Source organism: Georgenia sp., from assembly GCF_054605595.1.
On the sequence record NZ_JBTSDU010000060.1, the window covers coordinates 1 to 16854 of the forward strand.

The window sequence follows — 16854 nt, forward strand, 5'->3', positions numbered from 1 at the left end:
GCGGCCCGGGCCCCCCCCCCCCACCGCGGAGACGGCCCTCCTGCCCGTGACGGCGCCCGGTCCCGCCACCCGTGCGGGGACCGACACCCCGACCACCGGGCTGACGCGACGCGAGCTGCGCGAGCGGGCCCGGGCCGAGGAGGCCACCGGGGCCAAGCGCCGCAACCGAGGCACCCGGGCCGACACCGGCGAGACCACGGTGGTCCCGGCCGTCGACGTCGTCGACGTCGCGGGGCCCACCCTCGCCCACGCCCCGGCCACCGATACCCTTGCCGCCCACGCCACGGCGCCCATCGCCACCGACGACACCCGCACCGCCGGCCGTGCCCGCGGCGCCGGCGTGGTGCCGGGTTCGTGGCGGTCGGCCGGCGCCGCCCGCGGCGCCGGCGTGGTGCCCGCCTCGCCCCGGAGCGAACAGTTCCGGGCGATGCCGGCGACCCGGCAGCAGGGCCCCGCCGGAGCGGCGCGCGGCGCCGGGATCGTCCCCGGCCGGCCCACGAACCAGCCGGACCGGGCGGGCCCGCCCGCGGATACCGGCCGGCCCGCGCACACCGACCGACCCGAGAGTGCCGCCCGGCCCGAGGACGAGGAGCCCACGAACGTGCCGACCTGGCGGAGCCTGTGGGGATTCTCCGATCGGCCCGGCGAGAAGGAGGAGGAGCGATGAGCGCCCGCCGCACCCGCGCCGCCGTGGGAGCCACCCTCGCCCTGGTGCTGCTCGCCGGCTGCGCCGCCGAGCTGCCGCAGGCAGAACCCGAGCCGGCGGCCGCGACCGCGCCGCCCGCGCTCGACGAGACACAGCTCGACCGGGTACTCGCCGCCGTGAGCGAGACCCTCGCCGTGGCGGACGAGGCCGGGGACGCCGAGGCACTGCGCCCGCGCGTCGTCGGCCCCGCGCTGCAGCTCCGCGCCGGGGAGTACCGGCTCGCCGGTGCCACCGGCGGCGAGGATGCGCCGCAGCCGCTGACGACGACGGCGCAGGTCGAGGCCGTCGCCGCCACCGAGGCCTTCCCACGCACCGCGATGGTCGTCACCCAGGTGCCCGAGGGGGCCAACCTCCCGCTCCTGCTCGTCCTGGTCCAGCAGGCGCCGCGGGAGCAGTACCGGCTCTGGGGCTGGGTCGACCTCTTCCCCGGCACGCAGACGCCGCCGCTGACGCACCCCGAGACCGGTTCGGCGCCGCTCGCCCCCGACGCGGCGGGGCTCGTCGCCACCCCCGCCGAGGTGGTCGAGCGCTACGTCGACACGCTCGGGGACGCCGAGAGCGAGTTCTCGGCCCAGTTCGCCGAGGACCCATACAAGTCGTCCACCCGCGAGGAGGTCAGCAAGACCGACACGGCCATCGAGGCGGCCGGGGACGCGACGATCTCCTTCGCCGCCGGTGACGACGCACCCCGCGCCCTCGCGACGGCGGACGGGGGCGCCATCGTCGTCGGCGAGCTGAGCTCCACGCTCACCTACCGCAAGACCGTGGCGGGGGCGACCCTGACGGTCGGCGGTGCGATCGGCGCCCTGCTGGGCGACGACAAGGAGGTGCGCGGGACGGCGTCCGGCGTCTCCGAGGTGCTCGTGGCGTTCTACGTCCCGCCCGCCACCGCGAAGGACACGACCATCATCCCGCTGGGGGCGACGTCGGTGACCACCGAGGTCACCCGCGACGACGCCGACGCCCCGGCCTAGGAGCAACCGCCGGGCCAGCAGCCCGCCAGCACCGCACGACCAGAGAAGAAGGATGACGATGAGCCAGCCGCCCATGCCCCGGATGAACCTCAGCGGCGTCGTGGACCTCGCCGCGCTCGCGGCCCCGCCGCAGGGCCCGGGTGGACCCGGTGGCGAGCCGGCCCCGCCGGGGCCGGCCGTGCCGGGCGCCCTCGTCGAGGACGTGACCACCGCGAACTTCAGCGCAGTGCTGGAACGATCCGCCCAGGTGCCCGTGGTCCTGGTCCTGACCAGCTCGCGCTCCACCGTCAGCGGCGAGGCCCTCGCCACCCTGGAGGGCCTGGCGCGGGAGTATGCGGGCCGTTTCCAGCTCGCCCGGGTCGACGCCGACGCCGACCCCCAGATCGCCGCGGCGCTGCAGGTCCAGGCCGTCCCGACCGTGGTGGCACTCGTCGGGGGCCAGCCCGTGCCGCTGTTCCAGGGCGCCTATCCGGAGCCGCAGGTCCGGCAGGTCCTCGACGAGGTGCTCCGGCTCGCCGCCCAGAACGGGGTGACCGGCGTCATCGAGGACACCGGCGAGCCCGCCGAGTCGGCCGAGTCGGCCGAACCGGCCGAGGCCCCGTTGCCACCGCTGCACGCGGAGGCGCTGGCCGCCATCGAGCGCGGTGACCTCGCCGCGGCGGAGCAGGCGTACACGCAGGCGCTCGCCGAGAACCCCGGCGACGCGGAGGCGCGGGCTGCCCTGCTCCAGGTGCAGCTCATCGCCCGCGTGGACCAGGAGGAGCCGGCCGAGGTGCTCGAGCGTGCCGCCGGGGCCCCGCTCCAGGACGTGGCCACCCACCTCGCGGCGGCCGATGTGGAGGCCGCCACGGGGCGGTTCGCCGCCGCGTTCGACCGGCTCCTCGCCGTCGTGCGTGCGACGTCCGGCGACGACCGGGAGCAGGCCAGGGCCCGGCTCGTCACGCTCCTGGAGATCGCCGGGCCGATCCCCGAGGTGCAGGCGGCCCGGCGCCGGCTCGCCAGCGCGCTGTACTGACCCGTCCGGCGCGCCCCGGCCCGCCCCTGGCCGGGCGGGTGGGGCGGCGCGCTACCCCTCGGCGGCGGGCACGAGGAAGACCGCCCCCATGGGCGGGACGCGCAACCGCACGGACGCCGGCCGGCCGTGCCAGCTCAGCTCCTCCGCCGCGACCCGGCCGAGGTTGCCGACGCCGGACCCGCCGTAGATCGGGGAGTCCGTGTTGAGGACCTCGAGCCAGTCGCCGGCGTGGGGCAGCCCCAACCGGTACCCCTCGTGGGGGGTGCCGGCGAAGTTGACGACGCACACCACGACGTCGGCGCCGTCCGTGCTGCGCCGCAGGTACCCCAGGACGTTGTGGTCGCCGTCGCCGGCCTCGATCCACTCGAAGCCGCGGTGGGAGAAGTCCTCCGACCACATCGCCGGGTGCTCACGGTAGAGCCGGTTGAGGTCGCGGACCGTCGCCGCGACGCCCGCGTGGCCCGGGTCGTCCAGGTGCCACCAGTCCAGGCCCCGGCTCTCGCTCCACTCGGCCTCCTGGGCGAACTCCTGGCCCATGAAGAGGAGCTGCTTGCCGGGGTGGGACCACTGGTAGGCCAGCAGGGCCCGCACGCCCGCGAGCTGCTGCCACCGGTCGCCCGGCATCTTCGCCAGCAGGGAGCCCTTGCCGTGGACGACCTCGTCGTGGCTGAGCGGCAGCACGAACTGCTCCGAGTACGCGTACACCATGGAGAACGTCAGCTCGCCGTGGTGGTATCGCCGGTTGATCGGCTCCTCCGCCAGGTAGCGCAACGTGTCGTTCATCCAGCCCATGTTCCACTTCAGGCCGAAGCCCAGGCCGCCGTGCGACGTGGGCGCGGTGACGCCCGGGTAGGCGGTGGACTCCTCGGCGATCATGACCGTGCCGGGTGCGCGCCGGTACGCCGTCGCGGTGGTCTCCTGCAGGAAGCTGATCGCCTCGAGGTTCTCGCGGCCGCCGTGGGCGTTGGGCCGCCACTCGCCGGCCTTGCGGGAGTAGTCCAGGTAGAGCATCGAGGCGACGGCGTCCACCCGCAGTCCGTCGATGTGGAACTCCTCGAGCCAGTACAGGGCGTTGGCCACGAGGAAGTTGCGCACCTCGCGCCGCCCGAAGTTGAACACGAGCGTGCCCCAGTCCTGGTGCTCCCCGCGGGTGGGGTCCGGGTCCTCGTACAGCGGGGTGCCGTCGAAACGGGCCAGCGCCCACGCGTCGCGCGGGAAGTGGGCGGGCACCCAGTCCAGGATGACGCCGATGTCGGCCTGGTGCAGGCGGTCGACCAGGTAGCGGAAGTCGTCGGGTGTGCCGAAGCGCGCCGTCGGGGCGTAGTAGGAGGTGACCTGGTAGCCCCAGGAGCCCCCGAACGGGTGCTCCGCCACCGGCATGAGCTCCACGTGGGTGAACCCGAGCTCGCGCACGTGCGCCACCAGCTGGTCCGCGAGCTCGCGGTAGCCGAGCCCCGGCCGCCACGAGCCGAGGTGGACCTCGTAGGCGCTCATCGGGCCGGTGTGCGGGTTGGTCTGCGCCCGGCGGGCCAGCCACTCGCCGTCGCCCCACACGTGGTGGGCCGCGGTGACGACGGACGCCGTCGACGGCGGGACCTCGGTGGCCTGGGCCATCGGGTCGGCCTTCTGGTGCCACGAGCCGTCGCGGTAGCCGATCTCGAACTTGTAACGCGCCCCGAGGCCGATCCCGGGCACGAAGAGCTCCCACACGCCCGATGCCCCGAGCGAGCGCATTCCCGCGCCGGCGCCGTTCCAGGAGTTGAAGTCGCCGACCACGCGCACCGCCCGGGCGTTGGGTGCCCACACGGCGAACCCGGTGCCCGTGGTGGTGCCGAGCTCGCCGCGGAACTCGTGCGGATGTGCCCCGAGCACCTGCCAGAGCTGCTCGTGCCGCCCCTCGGCGAGGAGGTGCTGGTCGAGCTCGCCGAGCAGCGGCAGGAACCGGTAGGGGTCGTCGACGACGCTGGTGACGGAGCCGTAGCGCACCCGGACGCGGTAGTCGGGCACGGCGGTACCGGGCAGCACGACGACCCACACGCCGTCCTGCTCGTGCGCGGCCGGATAGGTGGCGTCCGCGGTGACGATGTCGACGGCGTCGGCGAGGTGGCGCACGGTGCGCACGGTGACGCCGTCCTCCCCGACGTGCCCCCCGAGCACCGAGTGCGGGTCGTGGTGATCGCCGTAGGCGACGCGGCGGAGCACGTCCGGTGCCACCGGGACGGGGTGGCGCGCGCCCGTGCCGCGCCGTTCGGTGCCGCGCCCGTCGGTGCCGCGCCCGCCCGTGCCGTGGCTCGGGTCGTCGGTGCTGGTGCTCGGTTGGCGATCCATGGCCCTACTCTCCCATCACCGGCCGTTGCTCGCGGCCCGGGGGCGCCTACGATCGTGGTGTGGAAGTGCTCTCACCGGCCCAGACCGTCCGGATCGTCACGATCGTCATGGGCCTGGCCCGCCAGGGGCGGACGGCGGAACTCCTGGAGTTCCTCGACCACGGCCTGCCGGCCGACGCCACGGACGGGGACGGCAACACCGCGCTGATGCTCGCCGCGTACCACGGCCGTACCGGCACGGTACGCGCGCTCGTGGAGCGCGGGGCCGACGTCGACCGGCGCAACGCCCGCGACCAGTCCCCGATCGCGGGCGCCCTGTTCAAGGGGGAGGAGGACGTCGTCGCCGTCCTGCGCGACGCCGGCGCGGACCTCGACGCCGGCAGGCCCAGCGCCCGGGCCGCGGCCGAGATGTTCGGCCGCTCCCACCTGTTGGACTGATCTCCTCCGAGCCCCTCGGCCACCTGCCGGTCTGCGCTCAGACGTTCGCGCCGACCGTCTCGTCCAGCGTGCCGTTCGCCAGGGCCTCGACGGCCCGACGGACACCCTCGCCGTAGGCGGGGTCGGCCAGCATGCAGTTGTGGACGTGCCGCTCGACGGTCGCCGCGGAGGCACCGTCGATCGCCCGGGCGGTGTTGGCGAACAGCGCCTGTTGCTGCTCCGACGTCATGAGCCGGAACAGGTCACCCGGCTGCTCGTAGTAGTTGTCGTCGTCCGCGCGGTAGTCGAACTGCCCCGCCTCGACGTCGCCCAGGGCGAGCCTCGGGTCGGCGAACTCGGGTGACGCCTCCCAGCGCCCGTAGCTGTTCGGCGTGTACCCGGGGGTTCCGGCGTGGTTGTCGTCCACGCGCATCTGGCCGTCGCGGTGGTAGCTGTTGACGTTCTTCGCGCCGCGCGGCTGGTTGACCGGGATCTGGTGGTGGTTGACACCGACGCGGTAGCGGGCGGCGTCACCGTAGGAGAACAGGCGGCCCTGGAGCATGCGGTCGGGCGAGAACCCGACGCCGGGGACGATGTTGCCCGGGGTGAAGGCGACCTGCTCGACGTCCGCGAAGTAGTTCTCCGGGTTGCGGTTGAGCTCGAACTCGCCGACCTCGATGAGCGGGTAGTCCTTCTTCGGCCAGACCTTGGTCAGGTCGAAGGGGTGGAAGCGGTACGACTTCGCGTCGGCCTCGGGCATGACCTGGATGGAGAACGTCCACTTCGGGAAGTCGCCGCGCTCGATCGCGTCGACCAGGTCGCGCTGGGAGGACTCCCGATCGGCCGCGACGAGCGCAGCCGCCTCGACGTCGGTCAGGTTCTTGATGCCCTGCTGCGTGCGGAAATGGAACTTGACCCAGCTCCGCTCGCCCTGCGCGTTGACGAACGAGTAGGTGTGCGAGCCGAAGCCGTGCATGTGGCGGTAGCCGTCGGGGATGCCGCGGTCCGACATCACGATGGTGACCTGGTGCAGGGCCTCGGGCAGGCTGGTCCAGAAGTCCCAGTTGTTCTCGGCCGAGCGCAGGTTGGTGCGCGGGTCGCGCTTGACGGCCCGGTTCAGGTCGGGGAAGTGGTGCGGGTCGCGGTGGAAGAACACCGGGGTGTTGTTGCCGACGACGTCCCAGTTGCCCTCCTCCGTGTAGAAGCGCAGGGCGAACCCGCGGATGTCGCGCTCGGCGTCGGCCGCGCCACGCTCGCCGGCGACCGTGGAGAAGCGGGCGAACATCTCGGTCTGCTTGCCGACCTCGGAGAAGATCGCGGCCTTGGAGTACCGGGTGATGTCCTGGGTGACGGTGAAGGTGCCGAAGGCGCCGGAGCCCTTGGCGTGCATGCGCCGCTCGGGGATGACCTCGCGGGCGAAGTGGGCGAGCTTCTCCATGAACCAGACGTCCTGGAGGAGCATCGGTCCGCGCGGACCCGCGGTGACGGCGTTGTCGTTGTCGGCGACCGGGGCGCCGGCAGCGGTGGTCAGCGGCCTGGTGGCGTCGTTGTTCATCATGCTCTCCTTGGTGTGGGTTCAGCCGGCGAGCGGCCGGTTCGGCTCGTGGTGCGTCTGCTGGCAGGCGGGGCACAGGCCCCAGTAGGTCACCGCCACGGCGTCGACGGCGAAGCCCTCGGCCGCCGCACCGAGGCTCACGTCCGGGCCGTCCACGTCGGTGATGGAGCCGCAGCGGCGGCAGACCGCGTGCTGGTGGTCGTCCGGGGACTGCCGCTCGTACCGCGCGGCGGAGTTCGGCAGGTCGATGCGCCGGGCGAGGCCGGCCCCGACGAGCGCCTTGAGCACGTCGTACACCGCCTGGGTGGACACGGCGCCGATGCGCTCGCGCACCATCTCCACCACCGCGCCGGTGTCGGCGTGCGGAATCTCGTCCAGCACGGCGAGGACCGCGAGCCGCGGTTGGGTCACCCGCAGCGACACCCCGCGCAGGAGGGTCGCCGCCTCGGACTCGATCATGGCGCCAGTAGACCATTGTTCTGGAATGATTCCAAATAATGGCTCATGGGTCCCCCCGGGTCACCGGGTGCGCGCTGGACGGCCGCGGCTACAGCAGCTCGGCCCGCAGCTGCTCCGCGGACTTGGGGGAGAGCAGGCTCGGGGGGACGTCGAGCACCGTCAGCGCGCCGACCCGGCCCTGGGCGTTCAGGCGGGCGGCGGCCCGGGCGTAGGCGACCAGCACGCTCGCGGTGAACTCGGGGTTGCTCGCCAGGTCGAGCCGGTACTCCACCACCTGGGCGTGACCCGGCCCGGTGGTGCCGCTACGGATGACGAAGCCGCCGTGCGGCATGGCGGCGTGCTCGCGGGCCAACTCCTCGGCGCTGATGACGTGCACGGTGGTGTCGTAGTCCGCGAAGTAGTGCGGCATGGTCACGATGGCCCGTTCCACCTCGGCGGCGTCGGCCCCCCGCTCGAGCACGACGTAGCACTCGCGGGTGTGCTTCTCGCGGGTGGTCAGCTCCGGGCGGCGCCCGCTGCGCACCGCGTCGACGGCGGCCGGGACGGGCAGGGTGTACTGCACGGCCCCGGCCACTCCCGGGACGCGCCGGAGGGCGTCGGAGTGGCCCTGGCTCAGGCCCTCGCCCCAGAAGGTGTAGGTGTCGCCGTCGGGCAGCACGGCCTCGCCGTAGAGGCGGTTGAGGGAGAACAGGCCCGGGTCCCACCCGACCGAGACGATCGCCGTCCGCCCGCCCGCGCGTGCGGCGGCGTCGACCGCGGCGAAGTACTCCGGGATACGCGCGTGGGTGTCGAAGCTGTCCACGGTGGTGAAGTGCGCGGCCAGCTCCGGTCCCTGGGTGGGCAGGTCGTCCTTGGACCCGCCGCACAGGATCAGCACGTCGACGGCGTCGCGGCGGGCTCGGAGCTCGTCCCACGCCAGGACCGGGACCTCGGGGGCGGGTGGGGCGATCGTCGACGGCGCCCGGCGGGTGAAGATGCCCACCAGCGACAGGTCGGGGTTCTGCCCGACGGCGGTGGCCACGCCCCGCCCGAGGTTTCCGTACCCGGCGATCCCGATCCGTACCGTCATGGCTGCTGCCTCCCTCATGTCCCTGCGCCCGTGAGCAGGCGGGCGACGCCGCCGAGCGGCACGGGCAGCCAGTCCGGCCGGTTGCTTGCCTCGTACACCGCCTCGTACAGCGCCTTGTCCAGCTCGAGAGCCCGCAGGAGGGTCGGGTCCTCGTCGTGACCCGTCACCGCGGCGTAGCCCGCCAGGAACGCCTGCCGGGCGCGTCGCGCCCAGGTGGCGGCGGCGGTCGACGCGGTGGCGCCCGTCGTCGCCGCGCTCGCGCCGGCGTAGTCGAAGGACCGCAGCATCCCGGCGACATCCCGCTGCGGCAGGTCCGGGAGGGTGCGCTCCGCGAGCGGGCGCAGCGGCTCACCCTCGAAGTCCAGCAGCATCCAGCCACGCCCCGGCACGTCCATGACCTGCCCGAGGTGGAGGTCGCCGTGGATGCGCTGCAATGCGGGCCACGGGGCCGCCGCGCCGGCCGCCAGCACGCGCCGCACGCGGGCGGCGTCGCCGGCGAGCGCGGGGACGACGGTGCATGCGGTGTCGTAGCGGCCCAGCCAGGTGGCCAGCAGCGCCTCCCGCCGAGCCGTGGTGGGCTCCTCGGTGGGCAGGGCCTTGGCGAGGAGCGCGTGCGTCTGTGCCACGGCCGCGCCGAGCGCGTGGGCCGGTCCGGCGAAGTCGGCGCCGTGGGCGACGGCGTCCAGCGCGACCCGCCATGCGTCCTCGGCGCCGGTGAGGAACTCCTGGACGAGCAGGAGGTGGCCCTCGGCCGTACCGCCGGCCGCCGGCCAGCGGCCGAGCAGGTCGCCGACGGGGCGCGGCACCCGCGTGCTCCCGGCGCCCGCGAGCGCCTGCTGAACCTCGACGTCGGGGTTGCGGCCCGGGTGCAGCACGCGGAAGACCTTGAGGATGACGGGCAGCGGCTCGGTGGCGTAGATGATCGAGGTGTTGGACTGCTCGCCCCGCAACACGCGCGACCCGCTGCCGGTCAGTTCGGGGACCCCGGCGGCGCGGTGCCCGCGGGCTGCGACGGTACCGGTGCCGGCACCGGCGTCCCCGCCTCCCGACGTCTGGTCGGCCAGGACGGTGCGCAGCAGGGCCGCGGCGCCGGCCGGGTCGTGGCAGGCGTCGTAGACCCAGCGCGGCCCGGCGTCCGTCGTCGTCGTCCCCACGAGCGCGCCGGCGAGCTCCTCGACCGGCGCCGGTCGCAGGGTGAGCGGCACCTGGTAGAGCACCGGGGCCGCGGCCGTGTCGCGCAGCAGGTAGGAGACGACCTCGACCGCTCCGCCGGCCAGCGGCAGCGCCCCCACCACGGTGAGCGAAGGCGTGCGGCCCTTGCCCGTGTACCACCGTTGTCGGGCGAGCCACCCGGGCAGGGTCCCCTCGGCGGGCAGCATCGTCACGTCTCCGGCGTCGCGGCCGACGGGTCGGCACGGGGTGCCGCGGCGACGGCCGCGGTGAACGGGTCCGTGTGCCGGACAGCGGCGACGGCCCCGGTGGGCGCGGCGGCGTGCGGTACCGCGGCGACGGTGTGCGGCGCCGCCGTACCGGCGGGGACGGGCGCGACGGCGGGCGGTGGATGGACGGGTGCGGTGACGTCGTACGCCTCCTCGACCGGCCGCACCGATGCCGGCAGGCCACCGAGGGGGGCGACCTCCTGGTCCGGGCGGGAGACGAGCAGCCAGAAGAAGTCGCGCGAGCCCAGCGTGAGGGTGACCGTGCCGTCGGGCGTGACCGTCGGGAACCTGGCGCCGCCGAACACGTCGGTCAGCGGGGCGCCCGCGTGCTGGGGGAGCCGCACCGTCGTCGAGCGGGCCGTGTTGGCGAGGTTCATCACGCACAGCACCGTCTCCTCGGCGTTGCTGCGGGTGAAGGCGAGGACGGCTTCGTTGTCCACGACGAGCGGGGTGTAGTCGCCGTCGCCGAAGACCGGGTGCTGGCTGCGCACCTCGAGGATGCCGCGCACCCAGTGCAGCAAGGACGTCGGCTGCGCGATCTGGGCCTCGACGTTGATCGCCGCGTAGTGGCTCACCAGGGACTGCACCACGGGCAGGTACAGCTTGCCGGGGTCGGCCGTGGAGAAGCCGGCGTTGCGGTCCGGCGTCCAATGCATCGGGGTGCGCACCGCGTCCCGGTCCGGCAGCCAGATGTTGTCCCCCATGCCGATCTCGTCGCCGTAGTACAGCGTCGGTGAGCCCGGCAGCGCGAGCAGCATCGCGTGGGCGAGCTCGATCTCGGCGCGGGAGTTGCCGAGCAGCGGCGCCAGACGTCGCCGGATCCCGACGTTGGCGCGCATTCGCGGGTCCTCCGCGTACCAGCCGTACATGGCCGCGCGCTCCTCGGTCGAGACCATCTCGAGCGTCAGCTCGTCGTGGTTGCGCAGGAACGTGCCCCACTGGGCGCCGGGGGGGATGTCCGGGGTGTCGGCGAGGATGTCCCGGATGGCGCGGGCGCGCTGCTCCCGGAGCGCGTAGTACAGGCGCGGCATCACCGGAAAGTGGAAGCACATGTGGCACTCGGGCTCGTCCTCGGTGCCGAAGTAGACGACGACGTCGGCCGGCCACTGGTTGGCCTCGGCCAGCATGATCGTGCCGGGGTACTCCGCGTCGACCAGCTTGCGCACGGCCCGTAGGAAGCGGTGCGTGCGGGGCAGGTTCTCGCAGTTGGTGCCCTCCTCCTCGAAGAGGTACGGCACGGCGTCCAGCCGGAACCCGTCCACGCCGAGATCGCACCAGAAGCGGACGACGTCGAACATCGCCTCCCGCACGGCCGGGTTCTCGAAGTTGAGGTCGGGCTGGTGCGAGAAGAACCGGTGCCAGAAGTACTGGCGGCGCACCGGGTCGAACGTCCAGTTCGACGTCTCGGTGTCGACGAAGATGACGCGCGCGTCCTGGTACTTCGTGTTGTCGTCGCTCCAGACGTAGAAGTCCCCGTACGGCCCGTCGGGGTTGGAGCGGCTGGACTGGAACCACGGGTGCTGGTCGGAGGTGTGGTTCATGACGAGGTCGACGATCACCCGGATGCCGCGGGCGTGCGCCTCGGTCATGAGCTCGGTGAAGTCCTCGAGCGTGCCGTACTCGGAGGAGACCGCCGTGAAGTCCGAGACGTCGTAACCGCCGTCGCGCAGCGGCGAGGGGTAGAACGGCGGCAGCCACAGACAGTCGATGCCGAGCCACTGGATGTAGTCGAGGCGGTCGATGAGGCCGCGCAGGTCCCCGGTGCCCGCACTGCGCGAGTCCGCGAACGCGCGCAGCACCACCTCGTAGAACACCGCCGTGCGGTACCAGAGCGGGTCCGCCGAGAGCCCGGGACGGTCCGTGCGGTCGAGCGGGGCGACGGGCTGGACCTGCTGCGGCAGCGCGTTCCACGGCACGGGACGGTCCGGGCTCACAGCGCCCTCACGCTCAGCACGTGGGCGAGGCGCCCGTGCGGGTCGAGGCGGACGTAGGGCCGCCGTCCCCAGTGGTAGGTCTCGCCGTCGAGCTCGTCCGTGACCGCCATGACGGGGCCGTCCGGGGCGGCGCCTCGAACGCCGAGGGCATCGAGGTCCAGCTCGAGCACCGCCTCGTGCGTGGCGAACGGGTCGAGGTTGATCACCACCAGCACGGTGTCCTCCTCACCGGTGGGGGAGTGCGCGGCCGGCACCCGCTTGGAGAAGCACAGGATCGCGTCGTCGCTGCTCGGGTGGACGGCGAGGTGCCGCAGCTGGCGCAGCGCCGGGTGGGTGCGGCGCACGGCGTTGAGCCGGGTGAGCAGGTCGGCGATGCCGAGGCTCTGCGCCCGGGCGAGGTCGCGGTCCTTGTACTCGTACTTCTCGTTGTCGATCTGCTCCTCGGCGCCGGGCCGTGCCACGTTCTCCACGAGTTCGTAGCCGGAGTAGATGCCCCACGTGGGCGAACCGGTCGCGGCGAGCACCGCGCGGATCGCGAACGCGGCCCGCCCCCCGGTCTGCATGTCCGGGGTGAGGATGTCGTGCGTGGTGGGCCAGAACGCGGGCCGCAGCCGGTCGTCCGTCTCGTGCGCGAGCTCGCGCAGGTAGGCGCCGATCTCGGCGCTCGTGGTGCGCCACGTGAAGTAGGTGTAGGACTGGTGGAAGCCGATGGCGCCCAGGGTTCGCATCATCGCCGGGCGCGTGAAGGCCTCGGCGAGGAAGACGACGTCCGGGTGGCGCTCGCGGTACTCGGCGAGCAGCCGGTGCCAGAAGGGCAGCGGCTTCGTGTGCGGGTTGTCGACCCGGAACAGCGTGACGCCGTGGTCGACCCAGACGTCGAGGACGTCGCGCACCGCGCCGTAGATGCCGTCCGGGTCGTTGTCGAAGTTCAGCGGGTAGATGTCCTGGTACTTCTTGGGCGGGTTCTCGGCGTAGGCGATCGTCCCGTCCGCCCGCGTGGTGAACCACTCCGGGTGCTCGGTCACCCACGGGTGGTCCGGGGACGTCTGCAAGGCGACGTCGAGCGCCACCTCCAGCCCGAGCTCGCGGGCGTGGGCGACGAAGGCGTCGAAGTCGTCGAAGGTGCCCAGGTCGGGGTGGATGGTGTCGTGCCCGCCGTCCGGGGAGCCGATGGCGTACGGCGAGCCGGGGTCCTCCGGGCGGGCGCCGAGCGTGTTGTTGCGGCCCTTGCGGTTCGTCACCCCGATCGGGTGGATCGGGGTGAGGTAGACGACGTCGAAGCCCATGCCGGCGATGCGGTCCAGCCCCCGTGCGGCGGTGCGCAGGGTGCCGGCGACCCAACGGCCCGCCGACTGGTCGAAGTGGGCGCCCTGCGAGCGGGGGAAGATCTCGTACCACGAACCGACGAGGGCGCGTTCGCGATCCACGGCGAGGGGGTAGGTGGCCGACGGCGAGACCATGTCCCGCAGCGGGTGCTCGGCCAGCACGGCGACCACCTCGGGGCTGGTGCCGGCCGCGAGCCGGGCGAGCGCGGGCCGGCGCGGGTCCCGCAGGGCGTGGACGGCGTCGGTCAGGACCGTCGCCGCCGTCGGTGGCAGCTCGCGCGTGGCGGCCCGACCGAGCACGAGCGCACCCTCGGCGAGCATGAGCTCGACGTCGACGCCCGCCTCGATCTTCACCGTGGCGTCGTGGCGCCAGGTGGCGAACGGGTCGGACCAGCCCTCGACGCGGAAGCCCCACGCCCCCGGCGCGTCGGGCAGCAGCCAGGCCTCGTAGCGGTCCAGCCCGGGGGTGACGTCGATCATCGGCGCCGACGAGTGGTCGGTGCCGTCGGGTGCGACGAGCACGGCGGTGGCGGCGACGGCGTCGTGGCCCTCGCGGAAGACGGTGGCCCGGACCGGGAAGGCCTCGCCGACGGTGCCCTTGGCGGGCCAACGTCCGTCCTCGAGGACGGGTGAGACCTCGAGAACCGGGATGCGGCCGACCGGGGCGAAGGGGGGAGGCTGGGGGATCACCCTCAGAACCTATCGAGGTCCGGGCACTCCGGCGGAACTCGCCATGCCAGTGACCCTGCAAGAATTCTTGCAAGAGGTTGTAACCGTTTCATCGTTTGGCCCTAGACTCGGACGCGTGAGAGCCATTCGACGACTGACAGTCCGCACCGTCCTGCCCGAGGCGCTGGCGCCCCTGGACACGCTCGCGCAGAACCTCCGGTGGTCCTGGCACACCCCTACCCGGGATCTGTTCGCCTCCCTCGACCCCGAGCTGTGGGACCAGGTCCACCGCGACCCGGTCGCCCTGCTCGGCTCGGTCGCACCCGACCGCGTCGCCGCGGCGGCCCGGGACGAGGCGTTCGTCGCCCGGGTCCGTGAGCTCGACGAGGGCCTGCGCACGTACCTCGCGGAGCCCCGCTGGTACCAGCGGGAGTACGACGCCCCCGACAAGCCGAGCGCGATCGCGTACTTCTCCGCCGAGTACGGCATCACGGCCGTCCTGCCGCAGTACTCCGGCGGGCTCGGCATCCTCGCCGGCGACCACCTCAAGTCCGCCTCCGACCTCGGCGTCCCGATCGTGGGCGTGGGCCTGCTCTACGGCGCCGGCTACTTCAAGCAGTCCCTCACCCGGGACGGCTGGCAGCACGAGACCTACCCGCTGATCGACCCCGACAACCTGCCGCTGAACCTCCTGCGTGCGGAGGACGGCACCCCCGCCCGCGTGCACCTGCCCCTCTCCGGGGGGCGGACGCTGCACGCCCAGGTGTGGCTCGCCCAAGTGGGACGCGTACCGCTGCTGCTGCTCGACTCCAACATCACCGAGAACGACGACAGCGTCCGCCGGGTCACCGACCGCCTGTACGGCGGATCCCCCGACCACCGGCTGAAGCAGGAGCTGCTGCTGGGCATGGGCGGCGTCAAGGCCGTGCGCCTGTACTCGAGCCTGACGGGCGCACCGAAGCCCGAGGTGTACCACTGCAACGAGGGCCACGCCGGCTTCCTCGCCGTCGAACGGGCGCGCGAGCTCATCGAGTCCGACGGGCTGGACTTCGAGACGGCGCTCGAGACCGTCAAGGCCGGCACCGTCTTCACCACGCACACCCCCGTCCCGGCCGGCATCAGCCGGTATCAGACCACGCTCATCGCCGAGTACTTCGGCGGCAGCGCGGAGATCCCGGGCATCCCGCTCGACAAGGTCCTCGCGCTCGGCGCCGAGGACCACGACGGCGGCGACCCCGGGGCCTTCAACATGGCCATCCTCGGCCTGCGCGCGGCCAAACGCGCGAACGGGGTGTCCCAGCTCCACGGCAAGGTCTCCCGCAGCATGTTCCACGAGCTGTGGCCCGGTTTCGACCAGACCGAGGTACCCATCGGCTCCGTCACCAACGGTGTGCACGGCCCCACCTGGACCGACCCCGCGTTCGTGGAGATGACCGAGCGGCACCTCGACGGCGCGCAGATCACCTCCGGCGACGGGTGGCGGCTGAGTCCCGAGGAGGGGGGCATCCCCGACGCCGAGCTGTGGGCGATGCGCCGAGAGCTGCGCGGCAACCTCGTGCAGGCGGCCCGGCGCCGCGTGCGCAAGTCCTGGCAGGACCGCGGCGCCACACCCGCCGAACTGGGCTGGACGCACGACGTGCTCGACCCCGACGTGCTGACGATCGGGTTCGCCCGCCGGGTGCCGACCTACAAGCGGCTCACGCTCATGCTCACCGACCCCGAGCGGCTCACCCGCCTGCTCACCGACCCCGAGCGCCCGATCCAGATCGTGGTGGCGGGCAAGTCGCACCCGGACGACGAGCTCGGCGTCGGGCTCATCCAGAAGCTGGTGCAGTTCGCCGACGGCGTCGGTGTGCGCGAACGGATCGTGTTCCTGCCCAACTACGACATCGCGATGGCGCAGGCGCTCATGCCCGGCTGCGACGTCTGGTTGAACAACCCGCTGCGCCCGCTCGAGGCGTCGGGCACCTCCGGCATGAAGTGCGCCCTCAACGGCGCACTCAACCTCTCCATCCTCGACGGCTGGTGGGACGAGTGGTACGACGGCCGCAACGGCTGGGCGATCCCCACCGCCGACGGCGTCGAGGACCAGGCCGAGCGTGACCGGCTCGAGGCCACGGCGCTGTACGAGCTGCTCGAGAACACCGTGGTGCCGCGCTTCTACGACCGCGACGGCGACGGCCTGCCCGGGCACTGGCTGGAGATGGTCCGCCACACCCTCGCCACGCTCGGCCCGAAGGTCCAGGCCACGCGAATGGTGCGCGACTACGTCGAGAAGCTCTACACGCCGGTCGCGGCGAGCGGGCGCGCCCTCGACGGCGTGGACGGTCATGCCGGCGCGCGCGAGCTCGCCGCGTGGAAGTCCCGGGTGCGGGCCGCGTGGCCGAGCGTGCGCATCGACCACGTCGAGTCCTCGGGCATCGGGGACGTCGTCCAGCTCGGCGACCCGCTGCGGGTCACGGCCTACGTCACCCTGGGGGACCTGAGCCCCGAGGACGTCCAGGTCCAGGTGGTCTCCGGCCGCGTGGACGAGGACGACGAGCTCACCGAGCTGCGGGTCACGGCTCTGCCGCACGTCGAGACCTTCGAGGCCGGGCGGCACGCGTTCAGGATCGAGAAGCCGCTCGAGGAGACCGGGCCGCGCGGGTACACGGTGCGGATCGTGCCCGTCCACGGCGGGTTGACGGGCTACACGGAGCTGGGACTCGCCGTCACTGCGAGCGACCACCGCTGACGCCGCGCCACCGAACGGCCAGGGGCGGCCGACCCGAACGGGGTCGGCCGCCCCCGGCCGTTCGTGCCGGCCGGATCCGCCGGCCGGGTCAGGGTCGGTCAGTATACCATCTGCATGGCCTCGCGGACCTCGGCCAGCGTGGCGTCCGCGATCGCGGCCGCGCGCTCGTTGCCCCGGCGCAGCACCTCGAGCAGGTGGCCAGGGTCCGCGACCAGCTCGGCGCGCCGGGCG

11 protein-coding genes and 2 pseudogenes are annotated in these 16854 nt (G+C 73.4%); 5 read left to right on the forward strand and 8 right to left on the reverse strand.

Annotation, left to right across the window (positions count from 1 at the left end; genetic code table 11):
* The 3 genes and pseudogenes from ACYC1Z_RS08555 to ACYC1Z_RS08565 all read left to right on the forward strand — a co-directional run.
* Positions 1-667 (forward strand): annotated as a pseudogene (locus ACYC1Z_RS08555) (hypothetical protein); the annotation flags it as partial.
* Positions 664-1680: a hypothetical protein gene (locus ACYC1Z_RS08560; RefSeq protein ID WP_461409107.1), complete on the forward strand. Its 1017-nt coding sequence runs from the start codon at positions 664-666 to the stop codon at positions 1678-1680. The pseudogene ACYC1Z_RS08555 and the gene ACYC1Z_RS08560, both read left to right, overlap by 4 nt.
* 58 nt (positions 1681-1738) lie before the next feature.
* Positions 1739-2695 (forward strand): tetratricopeptide repeat protein, encoded by a 957-nt coding sequence (locus tag ACYC1Z_RS08565; RefSeq protein ID WP_461409108.1) that lies wholly within the window; start codon positions 1739-1741, stop codon positions 2693-2695.
* Positions 2696-2746: 51 nt separating this feature from the next.
* On the opposite strand, the gene glgB is transcribed toward ACYC1Z_RS08565, so the two are convergent.
* Entirely contained in the window at positions 2747-5023 is a 2277-nt protein-coding gene (glgB, locus tag ACYC1Z_RS08570; RefSeq protein ID WP_461409109.1) for a 1,4-alpha-glucan branching protein GlgB, read from the reverse strand.
* Between the two features lie 59 nt (positions 5024-5082).
* On the opposite strand from glgB, the gene ACYC1Z_RS08575 reads away from it, so the two are divergent.
* Positions 5083-5460: an ankyrin repeat domain-containing protein gene (locus ACYC1Z_RS08575; RefSeq protein WP_461409110.1), complete on the forward strand. Its 378-nt coding sequence runs from the start codon at positions 5083-5085 to the stop codon at positions 5458-5460.
* Between the two features lie 37 nt (positions 5461-5497).
* On the opposite strand, the gene ACYC1Z_RS08580 is transcribed toward ACYC1Z_RS08575, so the two are convergent.
* The 6 genes from ACYC1Z_RS08580 to ACYC1Z_RS08605 all read right to left on the reverse strand — a co-directional run bounded on the left by ACYC1Z_RS08580 (position 5498) and on the right by ACYC1Z_RS08605 (position 13916).
* Positions 5498-6994 carry a catalase gene (locus ACYC1Z_RS08580; RefSeq protein ID WP_461409111.1) on the reverse strand — a complete coding sequence of 499 codons (1497 nt, stop codon included), beginning with the start codon at positions 6992-6994 and terminating at the stop codon, positions 5498-5500.
* Positions 6995-7015: 21 nt separating this feature from the next.
* Entirely contained in the window at positions 7016-7453 is a 438-nt protein-coding gene (locus tag ACYC1Z_RS08585; RefSeq protein WP_461409112.1) for a Fur family transcriptional regulator, read from the reverse strand.
* An 88-nt stretch (positions 7454-7541) separates the two neighbouring features.
* Positions 7542-8522, reverse strand: a complete 981-nt coding sequence (locus ACYC1Z_RS08590; protein WP_461409113.1) for a diaminopimelate dehydrogenase — start codon at positions 8520-8522, stop codon at positions 7542-7544.
* A gap of 14 nt (positions 8523-8536) precedes the next feature.
* Positions 8537-9901, reverse strand: coding sequence for a maltokinase N-terminal cap-like domain-containing protein (locus tag ACYC1Z_RS08595; protein ID WP_461409116.1), 1365 nt, complete (start codon positions 9899-9901; stop codon positions 8537-8539).
* Between the two features lie 2 nt (positions 9902-9903).
* The gene (gene treS / locus ACYC1Z_RS08600) at positions 9904-11895 is read right to left on the reverse strand and encodes a maltose alpha-D-glucosyltransferase (protein ID WP_461409114.1); all 1992 of its coding nucleotides are present in this window, start codon (positions 11893-11895) and stop codon (positions 9904-9906) included.
* Complete coding sequence (locus ACYC1Z_RS08605) at positions 11892-13916, reverse strand: alpha-1,4-glucan--maltose-1-phosphate maltosyltransferase (RefSeq protein ID WP_461409117.1); 2025 nt, start codon at positions 13914-13916, stop codon at positions 11892-11894. Before ACYC1Z_RS08605 ends, treS begins: the two co-directional genes overlap by 4 nt.
* Before the next feature lie 109 nt (positions 13917-14025).
* On the opposite strand from ACYC1Z_RS08605, the gene glgP reads away from it, so the two are divergent.
* Entirely contained in the window at positions 14026-16623 is a 2598-nt protein-coding gene (gene glgP / locus ACYC1Z_RS08610; RefSeq protein WP_461409115.1) for an alpha-glucan family phosphorylase, read from the forward strand.
* A 98-nt stretch (positions 16624-16721) separates the two neighbouring features.
* Here glgP and ACYC1Z_RS08615 read toward each other — a convergent pair.
* A pseudogene (locus ACYC1Z_RS08615) lies at positions 16722-16854 on the reverse strand (tryptophan--tRNA ligase); the annotation flags it as partial.